The 18,908-nt window shown below is 28.3% G+C and carries 20 protein-coding genes; 11 read left to right on the forward strand and 9 right to left on the reverse strand.

The genetic code is table 11. The features are described from left to right. Positions 1-78: 78 nt before the first annotated feature. Positions 79-2,247 (reverse strand): methyl-accepting chemotaxis protein, encoded by a 2,169-nt coding sequence (locus tag XO11_RS03745; protein WP_041638481.1) that lies wholly within the window; start codon positions 2,245-2,247, stop codon positions 79-81. 266 nt (positions 2,248-2,513) lie between these two features. Between XO11_RS03745 and XO11_RS03750 the strand changes: the two genes are divergently transcribed. Continuing rightward, positions 2,514-2,969, forward strand: coding sequence for a chemotaxis protein CheW (locus tag XO11_RS03750; RefSeq protein WP_014296250.1), 456 nt, complete (start codon positions 2,514-2,516; stop codon positions 2,967-2,969). Here the strand turns inward: XO11_RS03750 and XO11_RS03755 are convergent, their stop codons facing one another. Beyond that, on the reverse strand, positions 2,970-4,151 hold the full coding sequence (locus XO11_RS03755) for a PD40 domain-containing protein (protein ID WP_014296251.1): 1,182 nt from the start codon (positions 4,149-4,151) through the stop codon (positions 2,970-2,972). 3 nt (positions 4,152-4,154) lie between these two features. After that, the gene (locus XO11_RS03760) at positions 4,155-4,592 is read right to left on the reverse strand and encodes a GatB/YqeY domain-containing protein (protein ID WP_014296252.1); all 438 of its coding nucleotides are present in this window, start codon (positions 4,590-4,592) and stop codon (positions 4,155-4,157) included. 147 nt (positions 4,593-4,739) lie between these two features. Between XO11_RS03760 and XO11_RS03765 the strand changes: the two genes are divergently transcribed. From XO11_RS03765 to XO11_RS03775, 3 genes are read left to right on the forward strand one after another with little or no spacing between them, the layout of a single operon-like run. Then, positions 4,740-5,381: a TetR/AcrR family transcriptional regulator gene (locus XO11_RS03765; protein ID WP_014296253.1), complete on the forward strand. Its 642-nt coding sequence runs from the start codon at positions 4,740-4,742 to the stop codon at positions 5,379-5,381. 19 nt (positions 5,382-5,400) lie between these two features. Further along, the gene (locus XO11_RS03770) at positions 5,401-6,489 is read left to right on the forward strand and encodes a nitronate monooxygenase family protein (RefSeq protein ID WP_175418201.1); all 1,089 of its coding nucleotides are present in this window, start codon (positions 5,401-5,403) and stop codon (positions 6,487-6,489) included. 19 nt (positions 6,490-6,508) lie between these two features. After that, positions 6,509-6,751: an acyl carrier protein gene (locus tag XO11_RS03775; protein ID WP_014296255.1), complete on the forward strand. Its 243-nt coding sequence runs from the start codon at positions 6,509-6,511 to the stop codon at positions 6,749-6,751. A 55-nt stretch (positions 6,752-6,806) separates the two neighbouring features. On the opposite strand, the gene XO11_RS03780 is transcribed toward XO11_RS03775, so the two are convergent. Genes XO11_RS03780 through XO11_RS03795 form a run of 4 tightly spaced genes read right to left on the reverse strand, consistent with a single transcriptional unit; the run spans position 6,807 to position 8,793 of the window. Then, positions 6,807-7,595 (reverse strand): ATP-binding cassette domain-containing protein, encoded by a 789-nt coding sequence (locus XO11_RS03780; RefSeq protein WP_014296256.1) that lies wholly within the window; start codon positions 7,593-7,595, stop codon positions 6,807-6,809. Positions 7,596-7,608: 13 nt separating this feature from the next. Then, complete coding sequence (locus tag XO11_RS03785; RefSeq protein ID WP_014296257.1) at positions 7,609-8,235, reverse strand: hypothetical protein; 627 nt, start codon at positions 8,233-8,235, stop codon at positions 7,609-7,611. A gap of 10 nt (positions 8,236-8,245) precedes the next feature. Next, positions 8,246-8,473: a hypothetical protein gene (locus XO11_RS03790; protein ID WP_014296258.1), complete on the reverse strand. Its 228-nt coding sequence runs from the start codon at positions 8,471-8,473 to the stop codon at positions 8,246-8,248. Between the two features lie 11 nt (positions 8,474-8,484). Beyond that, positions 8,485-8,793, reverse strand: a complete 309-nt coding sequence (locus XO11_RS03795; protein WP_014296259.1) for an STAS domain-containing protein — start codon at positions 8,791-8,793, stop codon at positions 8,485-8,487. A gap of 146 nt (positions 8,794-8,939) precedes the next feature. Between XO11_RS03795 and miaB the strand changes: the two genes are divergently transcribed. The 6 genes from miaB to XO11_RS03825 all read left to right on the forward strand — a co-directional run bounded on the left by miaB (position 8,940) and on the right by XO11_RS03825 (position 16,372). Next, complete coding sequence (gene miaB, locus XO11_RS03800; RefSeq protein WP_175418180.1) at positions 8,940-10,292, forward strand: tRNA (N6-isopentenyl adenosine(37)-C2)-methylthiotransferase MiaB; 1,353 nt, start codon at positions 8,940-8,942, stop codon at positions 10,290-10,292. A 121-nt stretch (positions 10,293-10,413) separates the two neighbouring features. Further along, positions 10,414-11,553, forward strand: coding sequence for a type III PLP-dependent enzyme (locus XO11_RS03805; RefSeq protein WP_014296261.1), 1,140 nt, complete (start codon positions 10,414-10,416; stop codon positions 11,551-11,553). Between the two features lie 31 nt (positions 11,554-11,584). Further along, positions 11,585-12,868 (forward strand): 16S rRNA (cytosine(967)-C(5))-methyltransferase RsmB, encoded by a 1,284-nt coding sequence (rsmB, locus tag XO11_RS03810; protein ID WP_014296262.1) that lies wholly within the window; start codon positions 11,585-11,587, stop codon positions 12,866-12,868. A 76-nt stretch (positions 12,869-12,944) separates the two neighbouring features. After that, the gene (locus XO11_RS03815; RefSeq protein WP_014296263.1) at positions 12,945-13,931 is read left to right on the forward strand and encodes an asparaginase; all 987 of its coding nucleotides are present in this window, start codon (positions 12,945-12,947) and stop codon (positions 13,929-13,931) included. 1 nt (position 13,932) lies between these two features. Further along, positions 13,933-14,946, forward strand: coding sequence for an AI-2E family transporter (locus XO11_RS03820; RefSeq protein WP_014296264.1), 1,014 nt, complete (start codon positions 13,933-13,935; stop codon positions 14,944-14,946). 94 nt (positions 14,947-15,040) lie between these two features. Continuing rightward, complete coding sequence (locus XO11_RS03825) at positions 15,041-16,372, forward strand: lipopolysaccharide assembly protein LapB (RefSeq protein ID WP_156865393.1); 1,332 nt, start codon at positions 15,041-15,043, stop codon at positions 16,370-16,372. Here the strand turns inward: XO11_RS03825 and XO11_RS03830 are convergent. Beyond that, positions 16,354-16,896 carry a metal-dependent hydrolase gene (locus tag XO11_RS03830; protein WP_014296266.1) on the reverse strand — a complete coding sequence of 181 codons (543 nt, stop codon included), beginning with the start codon at positions 16,894-16,896 and terminating at the stop codon, positions 16,354-16,356. The two genes, XO11_RS03825 and XO11_RS03830, sit on opposite strands and share 19 nt — an antisense overlap. Positions 16,897-16,928: 32 nt before the next feature. On the opposite strand from XO11_RS03830, the gene tsaB reads away from it, so the two are divergent. Then, entirely contained in the window at positions 16,929-17,603 is a 675-nt protein-coding gene (gene tsaB / locus XO11_RS03835) for a tRNA (adenosine(37)-N6)-threonylcarbamoyltransferase complex dimerization subunit type 1 TsaB (protein ID WP_014296267.1), read from the forward strand. A gap of 18 nt (positions 17,604-17,621) precedes the next feature. Here the strand turns inward: tsaB and XO11_RS03840 are convergent, their stop codons facing one another. After that, positions 17,622-18,902, reverse strand: a complete 1,281-nt coding sequence (locus tag XO11_RS03840; protein ID WP_175418181.1) for a hypothetical protein — start codon at positions 18,900-18,902, stop codon at positions 17,622-17,624. Positions 18,903-18,908: the final 6 nt, after the last annotated feature.

Raw genomic sequence — 18,908 nt, forward strand, 5'->3', positions numbered from 1 at the left:
AATATTAACATAAATTTTACTTAAAACTTTATATATTATGTTAGGTATTATAAAAAAGTGCGCATAAATGCGCACTTTTTAGTATTTAAATCTTTGAACAAAAGAATTCATTTCATCTATCATATCTTCGAGATTATCAATTAAAGCATCAAAATCTTTTATTTTAACCTTCTGTTTTTCCATCATTCCAGAAACTTCTTCAACCTCTTCAGTTATATTCTGTATTGAAACTGAAATTGCCTCTATTGCTTTTGTTATTTCAGAAGTAGAAACTTTCTGTTGATTTGAAATATTTGCAGTGTGTTCAACCATTTCAGAAATAGAATTAATCTCTGTCAAAATATTTTCCATTTGCATACCTATATTCTTTACAGATTCAACTATGGTATTTACTGTTTTAGTTATATTTGAACTTTCTTCAAGTGCTTCACTTGCATCATCAACTAACTCTTTTAAATTTTCTGTTATACTATTTGCCGAAAGGTTTGATTCATCTGCCAATTTTCTTATTTCATCAGCAACAACAGCAAAACCTTTTCCGGCTTCTCCTGCTCTTGCAGCTTCTATTGCAGCATTTAATGCTAATAAATTAGTTTGCTTTGATATCTCTGTAATCTTACCAACAATATCTTCAATTTCTTTACTCTTGTCAAATAGCTTTATAATCATAGAATTACTTTTTTCAATTAATTTTTCAATACTTACAATATCATTTATCATAACCTGTATATCTTTTTTACTGTTTAACGCATTATTTGATATTTCAAGTGTTTTATTATTTAAATCCTGAGCAGCATTTGAAACCATATCTGCTCCAGATGTAATCTCTTCAATATTTGCAGTTGTTTCTTCTGCAGATGATGCAACAACTTCGAGATTTTCTTTAATTCTATTAAACGATGTAAATGTTTCTTCTGAAATCTTGCTTAACTCACCTGCTGAAGCATCAAGATTATCCTCTACGCCTCTTAATGTTTTTGCATATTTATTAAATGATTCAAGTATATTTTTTATTGTAGCTTTTAACTGATTAAATAAGTTAGCTATAAGACCTATTTCATCCTTACGCTTAATATGCAACTCATCTCTTAAATCGCCCGTAGTAACCTTTTTAACATTAGTTTCTATTTTCTTTATTGGTTTAGTCAATGAATTTGAAACAACAATTGAAATAATAACCGCAAATACTATAGTAACTAAAATAATTGAAATTAAGATACTCTTTAATTTATTTACAATATGAAATGCCTCAGATTCGCTTTCTTCAATAATTAAATACAATTTTTCATTTTTAAGTTTAATCTCACCTTTTACACCAACCACAGATTTATTCTCAAAATTCTTATATGTAACCAATTTCTTTTCCTGGCCTGGAAGCAATTTATTATCTATAATACTTCCTGTTTTCAATCCATCAATTGAAGTTATAAGCATATTGTTTGCATTTACAATATAGATATTTAAGTCCTGAGAATTATTTAATTGTGCAAAAATATCCTTTACAACTTTTTCAAAATTCACAGCTATAACAATATAACCATACCTTGCATATCTATAAATAAATGGCTTACCAATAAATAAAATAGGCTTATTTTGTTTATACTTATAAATTTCTATATTGGAAAAATCTATATAAGTCTTTTCATCATTTTGCTTTTTTAATTCTTTATATAACTTTCCAAGAGCAGTATTTGAAAGTTCGTTATTCTTTTCGAGATTCTCTGTAAATTCTTCACCTTTTTTTAAGGAATAAATTATATCTCCTTCTTTGTTTATTAAATAAATATCTGTGATATACTGTGAAAAAGCAAATTGAACTAAATTTGGATGATATTTTCTATGCAAAAGATTATAATCAGAAATTGAAAATTCATCATCGCCATATTTTTCAAGATTATCTTCATCAACAGAAGTCAATTTATATCTTTCTTCAATTTTATATGGATTGGATGTTGCATAAACATCTTTTAAATTTTTTATATCTTCAAACCCTTTAAAATATGAATTCATACTTTTAATCATAATTGGAAGATACTGGAAATTTTCGATGCTCTTAATTGCATTTTTATATTTATCAATAAGCATGGAAATTTCAAAATTTCTCGATTCCAAAATATTAACAAAATTTGTTTCTATCTGTTGTGTCATCATATCCTGAGAATTTTTTATGGAAAAGTATCCCAGAATAAATAAAGGAACCAATATTCCCAGAAGAAAAATCAAAAGTAATTTATACTTTAAATTCAATTACATCACACCCTTCCTGAATTTTTTATTCTACATTACGCATTATACAAAAAAAACCGCCTTTCTAAGTTAACCTAATGATAACTATTTTTTAAGAGAAAATATATTTTTTCAAACAATTCGATTACCGAACTAATTTATGAAAAAGTTATATAAATGCAACAAAAATAAAACGATATAAAAATTATATTGGTATATATGAAATACAGTAAAATTATGATATAATATGAATATAGAAACTAACATGGATATAAGGAGGGAGAATTATGTCTGTTGAATTAAAAGCTGTAAGTTTTAGTGTTGATGATGAAAAATTTGCTATTGATATTAATCACATCGACACAGTTATCGAATATCAAAAAACAACAAAAATTCCTGAATCCTCAGATTTTATTGAAGGAATTGTTAATTTCAGGGATGGAGTAATTCCTATAATTAACTTAAGGGTTAAATTTAATTATCCACAATTTGAAGATAAATTGAAAGCCAAAGTTCTGGTAGTTAAAATTGAAGATAAAAAATATGGTTTAATGGTCGATGAAGTAAAAGAAGTTATGACAATAACTCAGGAACAAATTGAAGAAGCACCAGAAGTTGGAGGAACAAAAGCAAATTATATAACAGGTATTATAAAAACAAAAGACAGTATGATTTTCTTAATCGATGTTGAAAAAATACTTACAGAAGAAGAAAAAATCGAAATAGAAAAAGCAATAAAATAATTATTTTATTCTAACTGCAAAGATATCCGGTTCTCCATTTTTATAATACAGAGAAAATAAAACTATATCATTATAAATTGACGGATAAAATGCGTCATCAGAGATTCCAAGAGTTATTGGAATCTCTTTTTTGGTTTTATTGTTATATAAAATTATAGTATAGTAACCTTTATACAATCTTGAAAAAACCAGATTATCTTTATTTCCAAAAGGGTCAACTTCATTTAAATCTGTATCAATTAATGGATAAATACCTTCTTTTCTCTTTTCATATATTCCAAATTGCCCGCTTTTTGGATCTTCCATTTGAAAAATAAGTTTATTATTCAATATTCCTGGAATATATTTTGTTGTACCTTCCAGGTTTGTAATTTTTTCTAACTCATTGCTTTTTATAGAATATTTATATATTTCCGTCCAGATTTTACCATTTAATTCTTCAATTGAAAAATACACATTTCCATTTTCGTAATATGGACTATATGCATTAAAAGATTCATTTGAAATTCTTTTAATTTCTTCTGTATCCGGATTATACATAACAACATCCCATTTTCCATAAAGAGAAGTTTGAAAAATAAAAGTTCCATCTTCAGTAATATTCGGAAAATACTCTGAAGAAAAATCAAGTGAAACATTAAAATATTTCTCTTTTTCAAAATCATATCCCCAGATATTTCTATTTCCAATATATCTATCTGAAATAAAAATCAGTTTATTTCCATCTTTTGACATCTTAGGATATTCGTCTATCCCGTCCCAATAAGTTAATTGTAAAATATGCCATCGTTTATCTTTCTTATAACGTGCAAATGAAATTTTCTCTAAAACCCTTACAACAAAATTATTCAACCATTTATCGTTATCCTTTATTCTTTCAGATAAATCAATTTCTTCATCTTCAAAATTCGCAACTATTCTTATAATATTTTGAGATGCATCATCTGAAATACCTATTTTTAATGCCACATTATCCAAAGTCATATTATTTGTATCTTTTTCAATAGACTTTGTATAAACCCTATATGTATACGATAACTTATCCTTCAACAAATCAAAAACACGAGAAGCAATCCAGGAATCTGAATTGCTCTCTAAAATTGCTATTTCTTTTTTAAATGAAATCTGTGAAAATCCTAAAACTACCAGACTAAAAAATACAATTAATAAAAATTTCTTCATATATTATCCCAATAATTTTTTAACAATTTGATTAACCTTTTTACCATCAGCTTTTCCTTTTAATTCTGCCATAGCCTTTCCCATTACCTGACCAAACTTTGCTCCTTCGCCAAGTTCTTCTATAACCTTTTTAACAACCTTTTCAATTTCTTCATCTGACATTTCTGGTGGTAAATATTTTTTCAGTATCTCTATTTCATATACTTCATCATCAACTAAATCTTCTCTACCAGCATTTTTATACTGTTCAATAGAATCCTGCCTCATTTTTATTTGTTTTCTGATTAATGCAAGAATTTCTTCATCTGTTAATTCTTCTCCTTTATCAACCTCTGCCTTTTTTATTTCTGTTTTTAAAATTTTTATAGCGTTTAATGCTTTTGTATTTTTCTCTTTCATATATTTTTTTAAATCTTCATTTAATAACTTTTTCAATTCCATCAATACCAACCTCCACAAATATTATTTATATAGTTATTATATCATATTTATTGAATTTATCAACCTCATCTCCATTAACTAAACTTGACACTTTTAAAAAAACATGATATAATTTTCGAGAAAAATGACTGATGGTCAGGTGAAAATATGCCAAGAAGAAATTTAAGCGAAGAAGAAATACAAAGAAAAAAAAGAATAATAATGCATGAAGCAAAGAAACTTTTCTTTGAAAAAGGTTTTGAAAATACATCGATGTCTGAAATTGCTAAAGCTTCCAAAATGGCAAAAGGTACTATTTATTTGTATTTTTCAAATAAAAAGGACTTATACTTTTCTCTTGTATATGAAGGCCTTGAAATACTTGAAAAATTAATAATTTCATATATTCAAAAAGAAAAAAATGCACTAAATAAAATTTTATCCATGGGTAGAGCATACATTCAATTTTATAGAGAATATCCAGACTATTATAGCTTTGTAATAAAATATGAATCTGAAAAAGCAGATCTCGACCCTGAAGAACCAAAAGTTGTATCTACTTATGAAAAAAGCGAAAAAATATATGACATATTAAAACTACTTATTTTAAAAGGCCTTGAAGATGGCTCTATTAGAAAAGATATAGATAAAGATAAATTAGCTGCATTACTATGGCTACAAACAATAGGTATAGTCCAACAATATGAATTAAGAAAAAAATTATATGAAAACTGGAATGAATTTGTAGCAGAATCAATACTGGATTTTTATATTGATTTTATGAAAAAAACATTAGAACCAAGGGATTAATCCCTTTTTTCTTTAAAAAATAAATGACCACCGGTCATCAAAAAGGGGTGAGAATATTTTCAAAGGTTTAAAAATAGGAGAATTAACAACAAAATATCCGCTTGTACAGGGAGGAATGGCTGTAGGAATTTCACTGGATAATCTTGCAGGAGCAGTAGCTAAAGCTGGAGGAATAGGTGTAATAGGTACAGCAGGAATAGGATTATTTGAAAATATGAAAAATTATAAAGAAGCAAGTAAAATTGCTTTAAAGAAATTTATTAGAAGTGCTAAAGAAAAAGCTAATGGTGGAGTAGTTGGGGTTAATATTATGGTGGCACTAACTAATTATTCTGACATGGTAAAAACAGCTATAGATGAAGGAATCGACATTATATTTTCTGGAGCAGGATTACCATTATCTTTACCTTCATATTTAACAGAAAAAACAAAAACAAAATTGGTTCCTATAGTATCTTCTGTAAAAGCTGCACAGGTAATTATAAAAAGATGGGTTTCAAAGTATAATTATATTCCCGATGCAATAGTTCTTGAAGGTCCAAAGGCAGGAGGACATCTCGGTTTTAAAAGCAAAGAGGAAATCTTTTCAGAAAAAAATTCGCTTGAAAATCTTGTTCCACAATTAAAAGAGTTTTTGATTTCTATTGAAAAGAAATACGGAAAAAAAATCCCATTAATTGCCGGTGGAGGTTTATTTTCAAAAGACGATGTAAAAAAAATTTTAGATCTTGGAGCAGATGGCGTTCAAATGGCTACAAGATTTATTGCAACAGAAGAATGCGATGCACATGAAAATTTCAAAAAGGCCATTATCAATGCAAAATCCGATGATATAACAATAATAAAAAGTCCTGTAGGAATGCCTGGAAGAGCTATTAAAAATAATTTTATTGTTGCTGTTGAAAATGGTGAAAAGAAACCCTTTGAATGCAGATATCATTGTATAAAAACCTGTGATTTCAAAACAACGCCTTATTGTATAGCAAAAGCTTTATATAATGCAGCAATTGGTGATCTTGAAAATGGTTTTGTATTCACAGGCGCATCGGTTGAAAAAATAACAAAAATAGAAAAAGTTGAAAATATTATTAAAGAATTATTTGAATAACTTCAAGGAGGTATAAAAAATGGACAGAAAAGAATTATTTGAAAAAGTAGCAGAAATTATATCAGAAAGTTTAAGTATTGACAGAGAAAAAATCACAGAAGATGCTGTATTAACAGATGATCTTGAACTTGATTCATTGGAATTGGTTGATTTAACAATGGACTTTGAATCAGAATTGGGGATATCAATTGATGATTCAGAATTAGAAAATATAAAAACAGTGGGAGATATTGTAGAAATATTATCAAAAAAAGCTGTTTAATAAATTAACCATTCTGGAATCCTCAAACAAAAAGCCCACTTTTTAAAAGTGGGCCTTATTTTTTTAAATATCCAAGAACGACTTCTCTAAAATCAGGAGTTCTTCCAATATCTTCATTGGTTTTTACCAGAATACCATCATCAAGTGGCATAATTATTTCCATTTCTTCTGTCATTTCGCTTTGCTTAACTATTTTATGCGCATTTAATGCCTCCTGTATATCACCCTCAAATGTAGTTTTTCCGGAGTTTATAATTGCAAATCTACTTGAAATAAGTTCCACTTCTTCTATATGATGGGTTGACATTATTACTATATTCTCGCCATTAGAAACAAATTCTTTCAGCAATTTAAGTATTTTGTCTTTTTTTACAGGGTCTATATTCTGTGTTGGCTCGTCCAATATCATTATTTTTGTATTTGATGCAAGCATGAGAATTATATAAAATAATGTTTTCATCCCAGAAGAATAGGCATTGAGCGGCTTTGTAATAGGCAAATTAAACTCCATCATCAATTCCTTATATCTTTTATCATTCCATTTAGGATAAAGGATTTTCCACAATTCTGCATAATCATAGGGGTATAACCCCTTAAACACCACTCTGTCTTCTAACAAAACAGAAATATTTCTTTTTCTAAATTTATTTAATGTCTTTCCATCAATTAAAACCTTTCCATTATCAGGTTTTAAATCACCATATATACATTTTAATGTTGTAGTTTTTCCAGCACCGTTTGGACCAACTAAAACATATATATCTCCTGAATTTACTGTTAAATTCACATCTATTAATGCCGGTTTTGGTCCATATGATTTCTCTAAATTTATAACCTCTATCATAATTTCACCTCTATTATTTTAAGGTATTAAATAAAAACCACGCTACAATTATTAATATTATCCCTATACCCAGCAGTGTAAAAATTTTATTCTTACTTCTTGTATAATTTGAAGAATCGGTAAAATGAAAAATAAACATAGACGCAAAAAACAAAAATACTGAAATTATATTTATAAAAATATTTTTTTGCATAACTACACTATAATCGCTTATAACACTATTTGATTTCAAGAAGAGATCTATAACCCATATTACAATTGGAACATATATTCCTCCCAGTCCTTTTATTGAAGATAAAACGCTTAAACCATAAAAAAAAGCAAAAAAAAGCAAAGAAAGCATCAGTGTTTTTAAATCGTTATTTTTGGTAATTCCAAAATATATTCCCTTAGATAATAAAAATATACTGGCTCCAAAAATATAATAAGAAAGGTATATCTCATACTTTGATACTGGCAAAGTTGAAATGAGAGCATAATTTTTTGTTTCTAATTCCCTGGTTAAAATTGTTGATGCGAAAATAACAGCAAACAAATTACCAAGATCTCCCGGTAGAAATAACAATGCAGAAATAATTATTATTATATATGGTTTTTGCCTTAATTCTTTTTCAAAAACAAAACGCAATGTTCTATACATTTAAATCACCTCATTTTTTTAATATTAGCATAAACTCAAATGGTGGCATAAAATTGGTAATTATTAGCAAAATCATAATAAAAAACAAAGCAAGATACAACCATTTACCTTTTTCAAAAACCATAGAAAAAGCAATAACAGCAAGAGCTTCTATGATTATTGGCAATATTGGAATTGTAGCGAAAAAAACACCTATTAACGATATTACCAAAGCAATTACAACCCATAATAACCTCATAAAATCTCCCCCTATTTTTGAATATTAAAAACTTCCTGAAGTTTTAATAACCCAAAAAGTTTTTGAATTTTATCATCCATATTTATCAATAGCAATTCCTTACCATGTTCTTCCAAACGTTTTTGATAGGAAATCAATTGTCCTATTCCAGTGCTATCAATAGTCATAAGATTTGAAAAATCTATTATAACCCTGTTTATATCTTTCTTATTCACAAATTCATTCATTTCATTATTAAAGTCATGAATATCATAAAGGGTAAATTCACCAATAAGCTTTGCTGTAACCAATTTATTCCTCTTAACTATAACTATTTGCATAATCTCCCTCCACAAATATTATTTTCTATACTTTTATTATATCACATAAACAACTTCATAACCTTTATATAAATTTAAAATCAGATAATATTAGTGGTAATAATAATAAGGTATTATTAATAGAAAATTCAAACGGAGGTGAAACAGTGAAATTCTATATTAAGACATTTGGATGCCAGATGAATGTAAATGAATCAGAAATCATGACTGGTATCCTGGAAAAAGAAGGCTTCGAATGGACAGAAAATCCACAAGAAGCCGATGTTATTATCTTAAACAGCTGTGCTGTACGTGAAAAAGCAGAAAATAAATTATATGGCGCCATTGGAAGTTACGGAAAGTTAAAAAAGAAAAAAGAAGACCTTATTATTGCTGTAGGTGGTTGTGTTGCCGAAAAGGAAAAAGAACATATTATTCAGAGATTCCATGAAGTAAATTTCGTTTTTGGAACAAGAAATTACATGAATATCAAAAAATTCATAGATAGAGCAAAACGTTCAAAAAAACGTTTTGTTGATTTAAGCGATGAAATTGATAAAATATCAGCTGATTTACCAAAACATCCATACAGCAAACATCATGGCTGGATTAATATAATATACGGTTGTAATAAATACTGTACATACTGTATTGTTCCATATACAAGACATCTTGAAAAAAGTAGACCCGTTGAAGATATTATAAAAGAAGTAAAATACTATAACGATAATGGATACAGAGAAATTACCTTTTTAGGTCAAAACGTTGATTCTTACGGAAAAGATTTTGGAGACGGAAAACCAAAATTAAATATATTAATAAAAGAAGCTGCAAAATACGATTCCATAGAAAGAATATGGTTTTTAACTTCATATCCATCAGACATTACAGACGATTTAATCGAAGAAGTTGCAAATAATCCAAAAGCTGCAAAAAATTTCCATTTACCTGTACAGGCTGGAAGCAACAATATCTTAAGAGCAATGAACAGAAAATACACAAGAGAATATTATCTTGAATTATTGGAAAAAATTAAAAAAACAGTTCCTAAGGTTACCATCTCAAGTGATATAATAGTTGGATTCCCTGGCGAAACAGATGAAGATTTCGAAGAAACTGTAGAACTTGTAAAAAAAGCACGTTATGAACGATTAAACCTTGCTGAATATTCACCACGCGAAGGTACAATTTCAGCAAAATACTATGAAGACAATATTCCAAAAAGGATTAAAAATAAAAGATTTCAATATCTTATGAATATTCAAAAACAAATTAACCACGAAGAAAATGAAAAATATCTCGATAAAGTTTTAACCGTTATACAGGAAAATAAAACAAAATCGGGAGCATACTTAGGAAGAACGATAAATAATAAAGTTGTAATATTCCAAAGCAATCCTGAGCTTTCCGGAAAGTTTGTAAAGGTTAAAATCAATAAAATTTCAGCTGGTCCATTATATGGAGAAGTTGTGGCTATCGAAGGAAGCTCCGAATTTAATAAAATAGAAAGTTATATATAACTTAAAGGTCCCGTTCGGGACCTTTTTCATAACTCGAATATATTGTTAAACAAAAGCGTTAGTAATAGTAACATTTATATTTTATCATTTATGTACATTATTTTTTGTGGGAGGGAAAATTATGGAAGTTAACGAATTGATAAGAGAGGCTGCTAAAAAACTTGAAACACCATTTTTGGTTCTTGATATTGAGCAGGTAAAAAAGAATTATATTAGATTAAAAAATTCCATGAAAAAGGTTGATATCTTTTACGCCGTTAAAGCAAACTCACACATTGAAATCTTAAAGGCATTAAGGGATCTTGGTTCATCATTTGATGTAGCTTCTGTGGGAGAGATAGATAAATTATTATCCATTGGAGTTAGTCCAAAAAGAATGAGTTTTGGTAATCCGATAAAAAAAGAAAAAGACATTGAATACGCCTGGAAATTAGGCATTGAATATTTCTCCGTTGATAGCGAAATGGAAGTTGAAAAGGTTGCACGTAGAGCTCCAGGAGCTAAAGTATATGCACGAATAGCAACAAGTTCAAACGACAGTGATTGGCCTTTATCTGGAAAATTTGGAACAGATATCGATCATGTAATATCAATATTAAAGTGGGCAAATAGAAATGGACTTGTTCCATATGGAATAAGCTTTCACGTTGGTTCTCAATCATATAACAAATATAAATGGCAGGAAGCTATTCTTGAAGCAAGTGTTGTATTTAATAAATTAATGAAAAATGGAATTGAATTAAAAATGCTTAATTTAGGTGGAGGCATTCCTGTAAAACATACAAAACCAATTCCAACAGTTGAGGAAATAGGAGAGGTTGTGGACGAATCAATACAGGAGTATCTATGGAAACATAAAGATTTGATGATTATTACAGAACCGGGACGTTCAATGGTTGGCGATGCAGGTATACTTGTCTCAAAAGTTATTTTAAAAAGCAGAAAAGGTGCAAAACAATGGGTATACCTTGATGTTGGCGTTTTCCACGGATTAATGGAAACAATAGAAAACTTTCAATACGAAATTCAAGTTGAAGGAAAAAGTTATGACAAAACTGGAGTATTCACTCTTGCAGGGCCAACCTGTGACAGTGTAGATACAATTTACGAAGATATTTTATTACCTGCTGATATAGATTATGAAGATATTGTTTATTTTATAAACGCTGGTGCATACACCGTTGAGTATGGTTCTTCATTCAACGGTATAGAACCACCAAAGGTTTATACAATTGATGAATTAAAAGAATTGATAAAATAATAAGACAAAATAATATGAATAGGTGAAATATATGGTTAGAAAAGACGCTTACATACTCTTGCGAGAATTTGAAAAAAAACATTATATTCCTCAAACATCATTTGAATACTTCAATAAAATATATTCAAATGAAGATATGGCATTATTAAAAAATCTCGTATGGGGAACCATTAGAAATTTAATAAAAATTGATTGGTATTTAAGCTTTTTAGTAAAAAATCTTAAAAAAACACCCCCAGCTTCAAAATGGATGTTAAGGTTGGGCGCATATCAGATTTTAAACGGTTTCAAGGAATATGTTGCTGTAAATGAAACGGTAAAAATTGCAAAAAATAAGAGAATAAGGGGATTTGTAAATGCCACTCTGAAAAATCTCATAAGAAAAAAAGCTGAATTAGCTCTTAAAGAACCAATATGGGTAAAATACTCTATTCCAGAATGGCTTTATAATTATCTAAAAAAATATTTCCCGGAAGATTATGTTATGGAATTTATGAAAAAAAGTTATTCTGTAAATCCTACTACATTAAGAACCAACACATTAAAAACTAACAGAGAAGAATTAATCTCATTATTAAAAGGGATTAATATAAACAGTACAGAATCAAAACATTCACCATACGGAATAACAATAGATAAAGCGGGAATGGCCATTGAAAAAACTGACTTATATAAAAATGGATATTTTTATATACAACATGAAAGTTCTCAAATAATACCCTTAATACTTAATCCAAAATCTAATGAAAGAATTTTAGATATGTGTTCCGCACCTGGCGGAAAAACCACAGAATTAGCTCAAATTATGAATAATTCAGGAATAATAGATGCATTGGATATAGATATTGACCGTCTTGAACTTGTCGAAAAAAACGCAGAAAGATTGGGAATTAAAATAATTAATACAAAACTTATCTCAGGTGATGAATATATTGCTGAAAAATATGATAAAATCCTTTTAGATGCGCCATGTTCATCGGCTGGCACTTCGTCAATACATCCTGAAGTTTTGCACAGGATAAATATTGATGATTTTGTTAATTATTCCAATATACAGAAAAAATTACTGGAAAATGCCATTGAAAATCTTTTAAAACCTGGAGGAACATTGGTATATTCAACATGTACAATTTCAAATGAAGAAAATACACAAAACATGAAATACTTATTTGAAAAATATAATAATATAACCTTTGAAAAAATAGATTTATCGTTGTATAATATAAAGGGCTATTATGATGGCTATGGATATTATTTTTATCCTGATGAAACATTAATTCCATTCTATGTGTGTAAAATTGTAAAAACTAATTAAAAATAACCAATTTCCATTTAACTTAATTATTAAACACGGGAGAGGACTTGATATTATAAAAGAAAGGGGAATTACTATGAGCAAAGTGGCAATTATTACAACTGGCGGTACTATAGCAATGGTTCACGATCCATTACTTGGCGTGATTCCTTCAGATGAAAGAAATAAACACCTAAATGAAATCCCACAACTTAAAGAAATTGCAGAAACAGAGCTAATTGAATTTACCAACATACCAAGTCCTCACATGACTCCAACAGTAATGTTTGAATTGTCAAAATTCATAAAAGAAATAATAAAACGTGATGATATTACAGGTGTTGTTATTACACATGGAACAGATACACTTGAAGAAACTGCATATTTCTTAGACCTTGTAATGAATGAAGAAAAACCTATAGTTCTAACAGCAGCTATGAGAAACTGGAATGAACCAAGTACAGACGGACCTGCAAATTTAATCTCTTCTGTAAGAGTTGCAAAATCAAAAAATGCAAGAAACAAAGGTGTTCTTGTATGTTTAAATGATGAAATACATTCTGCAAGAGAAGTAACAAAAACATATACAAGCAATGTTGCAACATTTGATTCACCTGGATATGGTCCTTTAGGAATTGTAGATGAAGATGCTGTAATTTTTTATAGGACATCTTTATTAAGAATGCATCTTGACACAGAAAGGGTTGAAGAAAAGGTTGCACTTATAAAAACATATACAGGTGATGACGGTTCAATATTAAGGGTATTACCTGAATTGGGATATAAAGGCGTGGTAATTGAAGGCTTTGGAAGAGGAAATGTCCCACCAAAGGTGGCTGATAATATAGAATGGATAATAAAGGAAAAGAACATCCCTGTTATTGTTGTATCAAGATGTTTTAAAGGAAGGGTTTTAGGAGTTTATGGCTATCACGGCGGTGGAGCAGATTTGAAAAACAAGGGTGCAATTTTTGGAAATGAAGTATCCGGTCAAAAAGCGCGAATAAAATTAACAGTTGCTCTTGGAATTACAGATAACATAGAGGAATTAAGAAAATACTTTGAATTCAATGGAGATGATTAACATGAAACTAAGTGCCAATTTAAAAGGGGCTTTATTTTCAGCATTTTACTTTTCTCTGTTTATAAGCATAGCCTTTATTTCAAAAGATGTCTTTACAATTATTATATTCACCATAGGATTTGTTCTTGCCATAAACCTTATGGCAAAAGCTTTGCACAGGATCAAAGTCCCCATGAAATTGGCAAATATAATTTCCTTAATCGCTTCATTATTCTTTTTATATTTATTGTTGGTATTATTAATACCAACGGTAACAAGAGAAATAAGCAATTTTATCGTATTTCTAAATGACTTTTTCCAGAATGCTCAATGGAAAATACTTTTACAAAATCAACCGGAATCCATTGTGAATAATGTAGAAGAATTTATGAATTCACTTCAACCCAAAGCTATAGAAATGCTATCGAGATTTATAGAAGTTATTCCAACATACGGTCAAAAAGCGTTTACATTCCTGTTCTTCTTAACCATTGGAACCATTTATTTCACTTTCTACTTTGAATCATTTAAAGCAAAATTGCAATATCTTTATCCAAAATCATTAAGAGACACAGCCAGTAAATTTTACAATGAAACCTTTAATCAAATTGAACACTACGTTGTTGCTACTTTATTAGCATCGGCTTTTGTTGGAATATCTGCATTTTTTGCAATGTCTATACTTGGAATAAAATATCAATTACTTTTAAGTTTCTGGGCAGCAGTAACAAATTTTATTCCTGTTATTGGGGTTATTCTTGAATTTATCCCTATGATTATTGTTGGGGTATCCAGCGGACTTACTACAATGCTAATATTTTTACTAACAATGTCCATAATACACGGAATTGCATTTATTATATTTATTAGCATAATGAAAGATTATGGGAGGGTTAATCCTGTTATTACAATATTTTCATTATTAATTTTAGGTTCTATAATCAGTTTAACTGGAGCTTTAATTGCAGTTCCAACTGCAATGATAATCCGTGTATTCTGGGATGTTTATATAAAACCTGAACTCGAAAGGAGCTAAAATGCGGGGGAAATTATTTATTATTATTTATTTATTATTATTTATTATCTTATCCTTTTCAACATCGATTGAGGATATAAAAAATCTATCAAAAATGCCATCTACTTTAGATGATGCATGGGCTGAATTTGTAAAATACCTGGCAGAAAATCCAGGTGATCCTTCTATTGGAATTATTGGAGAAGTAATATCTGCAAAACAGTATTTTTATAACAAATATAAAAATGCTCCTTTTATAGAACCTTTAATTGAAGAGAGGTTTAACAAATTTTGCAGTTCTCTTGGACTTTATAACTCAACATTCTCGGAAGATGAAACAAATTTGATACTAAAAATATTTCCACAAATTCCATTGGTTGTCAAAAGAACACTGGAAACAGGAATTATGGAATCAAACGCATATAAATACCTCTACAAATTAAATGGCCTTGAAAAATATGTAATGCCATTTTCTTATACTGGTTTTTTACAACTTTTTGTTGATAAATCCATTACATCACCGGTATTTTTGGATAAAGATATGGAAAAATTTGTATCAAAATTTGTACCTCATTCAAAATTACAGGATATAAACAGTATATTAAATAATTCCACTTATTTTCTCGATGAAAACAATTATCTTGGTGGTTTTAAACTTCTGGATTTCTTAAAAAGAGAAGGTATAATCGATTCAAAAGAATTAAAAACTTATTCTTTGCTAAAACAATATTTCGATTTAAAAAAAGAAATAGGGCAATTAGCTTCAAACATATATCTTGTAGATATCGATAAACTAAAAGATTTTACAATAAACGTACTTGATTTAACCAATAAAGTTATTAATCTCGATATAAAAAAAGAGTCTTTATACACCCTATTAAATGGTGTTATAAAGACTATTAGAATACGTATTGAAAGCTCAAATAAAATCATTTTCGATACTGTTCCAGAAAATCTCGATAAATTAATTGACAGTTCTTCTGATCCATTAAAAAGCGAATTATTAAAGTTAAAAGAAGTAATTGTTGCAGCATCAGCAAGTAGCAAGGCTAAAAGTCAAAATAATAACACAACAGAATCTACTACATCTCAAAAAGGAAATGAAAACAAATCAACCGTCGTATCCAAAAACGATAATAATACTAACTCAACAAAAAAGCATAGCTTAATAACTTATATTATTTTAATTGCAATTCTCGTTATAGTATCAATATTAACAATTCCATATTTCTTCGTATCTCATAAAAGTATAGAATTCTATATGAAATTAAAAATGTTTAAAACAGCTCTAAAACTTGCTGAAAAGCTCGTCATAAAAAATCCTGATGATTATAAAGCTTATATATTAATGGCACGCATATTGGAAGAATTAAATGAAGTTGATCAGGCAATGATGGCATATAAAATGGCTCATAAAAAAAGACAATCTCAAGATTCCTTAAAATGAGCATCTAAAAATAAATGAACAAAAAATCCAAATACTAAAGCTGTAGAAATATATACACTTTCAATATCTATGCTATAATAATTTTTGGTTATTAATGCATAAAGTATTATTCCCAAAAATATTCCGGTTATGGGGCTATGCCATTTCCCACGATGCTTTGTTATTTTATTAAACAAAATACCCATAATTCCGCCTGCTAAAATTCCCAGAATAATATATATTGTCTTCAGAACATATAATCTCATATGTAAAAAAGAGAGAAAATCATAATAATATGAGATCTTAAAAACAATTTGTATTCCTATGCCTACGAGTAAAATTCTAAAAAATTTATTTATCAAAGAAAAATTATGATCCACATCAGGAAGATCGCTCCCTAAAACAAAAATAAAAAATCCTGATAAAATAACCTTTAATGAAGAAATAAAATCAATACTAAAAAAATCAGCAATTAAAGAAAAAAGCAAGAAATATAGAGGATATAATATTATTCCTGTAATAACATGCGTTCTAAAATTTGGCAATATAAAAACTCCTTTCTATGGTGGTGATTAAAATGAATATTTTAGGAATAGATGCTTCAAACAAAGGAATAATTATAGCATTAAAAAAAGATAACAAAATTTTTGTGAAAGAATCATATGAAAAAAATTCCGGTACATATATTATAACCCTGATAAATGAAATTTTAAAAGAAAATAATTTGACAATAGATGATATAAATCTTTACGGATGCACAATAGGACCGGGTTCATTTACCGGAATACGAATCGCAATTGCCGCTATCCAGGGATTATTATTTAATAGAAACAAAAAAGTGGTGCCAATTATTTCAACTGAAATTTTATTCAAAAGCTCTTCTCATTTAACTCACCAAAAAATCGCCATATTAAAAAGAGCTCGTGTTGACGCTGCTTATATACATATTTTTAATAACGGTATCTCAGAATTTGGTCCTGAATTAGTTGAAATTTCAAAAATCCCTGAAATAACCGATGGTGCAATTCTTTTAGGTGAAGAAGCTGAATATTTCAAAGAAAAATTAAAATTGCCAAATATCTTAGAATATGCTAAATATAATCCTGAAAGCCTTATTGAGCAAATAATTGAAAACAATGAAAAATCTGTTTCCCCTTCAGAACTAAAGGTTTTATACTTACAAAAACCCTTAGCTGTTGAAAACTTTGAAAAGAAACATAATATTTCCATAGATAATGAAATATATAATTAGGTTGTTCATACGAACAACCTAATTTTTTTCAAGATCTACATCAATTGAAATTGTATTATAAAAATTACAGTAAAAAAATTCCACATCAAACTGAACTTTCTTCTTTAAATTATCCTTTAAAAAAACCCTAAATCTGTTATTTTTAATATAAACCTTTTTTCCATTATAAAAAACTGATACACTCTCAGGTTGAACACTTTCAGAATTCCAGAAATATATCCTTGGATTTTTCAATAAAAACTCTGCATAATCGTTATTATAACCAAGAAACTCTATTTCTACAGATGTATTTGATATATTTTTTGGATTATCAATTACTTTAATTTTTGAACTTCCGGCAATCTCTTTTCCTTCAATCTCAGCGCTATACACAATTGTATATTCACCGGAATTTTTAAATTCATTTAAAAATACTGTATTATCAAGATAAGAATATTTTATTTCCCTATAATCTCCCAGTACCTTAAAACTTAAAAAATCTAACTCTGGCATTTCAATTAAATTACCATATTTATCATACATTTTTAAAGACTTTATGTGCAAAATTTCAGGAATTTCTGTATATATTATATCCTTATCAAATTCTATTTTTAAACTATATACTCTATCTGGAAAAACTCTTAAAATTATTTCCTTCATTCTAACTTCTTTATCTTCAACAAATATATTAATAGTATATTCTCCTGATTTAAATACCGGAGGTATCCATATTTTTAACATTCCATTCTCATCTGTCTTACCTGAATACACCTTCTCATTATTATTAATACTATAAAATACATGAATCCCTTCAGCTGGAACCGTTTTATTATACGCTTTTACATAAAAAGATATCTTTCTTCCAGCAATTACACTTATATTATCCGGAGTATCAATATATGTGAAATTCTCATTTCCAAACTTTATCAAGGAAAATTTCAATCCAAAACCAAAGGAAACATTAATTTTATCTTCTTTATAAATATCCGAAAAAAACAATAAATTCTTATATCTTAAATTAATCCCTGTATATACCCCTTTATTAAAAATATATCTAAAATAAGGTTCAAGATATACGCTTTTTAATACCATCATACTCCCAACAGTAATTTGAGGATAAAAATTATTATCGTACAAAAATCCTCCTCCAATATTTAAAGGAATATTACCACCATCAAACCCAATATGCAATAAATGCATATTGGGATTAACAATATCTTTTGAATAAAAAGTATAATCATATTCTGTATAAATATTACTCAATCTTCCAAAAATTACTATTCCTAATATCAAAAATGCCGCAATTGCTATTCTTTTCATTTTATC

The sequence above is a fragment of the Marinitoga sp. 1138 genome, assembly GCF_013363265.1.
Classification (GTDB): domain Bacteria; phylum Thermotogota; class Thermotogae; order Petrotogales; family Petrotogaceae; genus Marinitoga; species Marinitoga piezophila.

What these genes read in the sequence shown, in the direction of transcription:
- XO11_RS03750 (WP_014296250.1), top strand. Translation starts at nt 2,514, where the DNA reads ATGTCTGTTGAATTAAAAGCTGTAAGTTTTAGTGTTGATGATGAAAAA.
- XO11_RS03760 (WP_014296252.1), bottom strand. Translation starts at nt 4,592, where the DNA reads ATGGAATTGAAAAAGTTATTAAATGAAGATTTAAAAAAATATATGAAA.
- XO11_RS03825 (WP_156865393.1), top strand. Translation starts at nt 15,041, where the DNA reads ATGCCATCTACTTTAGATGATGCATGGGCTGAATTTGTAAAATACCTG.
- XO11_RS03775 (WP_014296255.1), top strand. Translation starts at nt 6,509, where the DNA reads ATGGACAGAAAAGAATTATTTGAAAAAGTAGCAGAAATTATATCAGAA.
- XO11_RS03815 (WP_014296263.1), top strand. Translation starts at nt 12,945, where the DNA reads ATGAGCAAAGTGGCAATTATTACAACTGGCGGTACTATAGCAATGGTT.
- XO11_RS03780 (WP_014296256.1), bottom strand. Translation starts at nt 7,595, where the DNA reads ATGATAGAGGTTATAAATTTAGAGAAATCATATGGACCAAAACCGGCA.
- XO11_RS03765 (WP_014296253.1), top strand. Translation starts at nt 4,740, where the DNA reads ATGCCAAGAAGAAATTTAAGCGAAGAAGAAATACAAAGAAAAAAAAGA.
- XO11_RS03795 (WP_014296259.1), bottom strand. Translation starts at nt 8,793, where the DNA reads ATGCAAATAGTTATAGTTAAGAGGAATAAATTGGTTACAGCAAAGCTT.
- XO11_RS03840 (WP_175418181.1), bottom strand. Translation starts at nt 18,902, where the DNA reads ATGAAAAGAATAGCAATTGCGGCATTTTTGATATTAGGAATAGTAATT.
- XO11_RS03805 (WP_014296261.1), top strand. Translation starts at nt 10,414, where the DNA reads ATGGAAGTTAACGAATTGATAAGAGAGGCTGCTAAAAAACTTGAAACA.
- XO11_RS03755 (WP_014296251.1), bottom strand. Translation starts at nt 4,151, where the DNA reads ATGAAGAAATTTTTATTAATTGTATTTTTTAGTCTGGTAGTTTTAGGA.
- XO11_RS03785 (WP_014296257.1), bottom strand. Translation starts at nt 8,235, where the DNA reads ATGTATAGAACATTGCGTTTTGTTTTTGAAAAAGAATTAAGGCAAAAA.
- XO11_RS03820 (WP_014296264.1), top strand. Translation starts at nt 13,933, where the DNA reads ATGAAACTAAGTGCCAATTTAAAAGGGGCTTTATTTTCAGCATTTTAC.
- XO11_RS03790 (WP_014296258.1), bottom strand. Translation starts at nt 8,473, where the DNA reads ATGAGGTTATTATGGGTTGTAATTGCTTTGGTAATATCGTTAATAGGT.
- tsaB (WP_014296267.1), top strand. Translation starts at nt 16,929, where the DNA reads ATGAATATTTTAGGAATAGATGCTTCAAACAAAGGAATAATTATAGCA.
- rsmB (WP_014296262.1), top strand. Translation starts at nt 11,585, where the DNA reads ATGGTTAGAAAAGACGCTTACATACTCTTGCGAGAATTTGAAAAAAAA.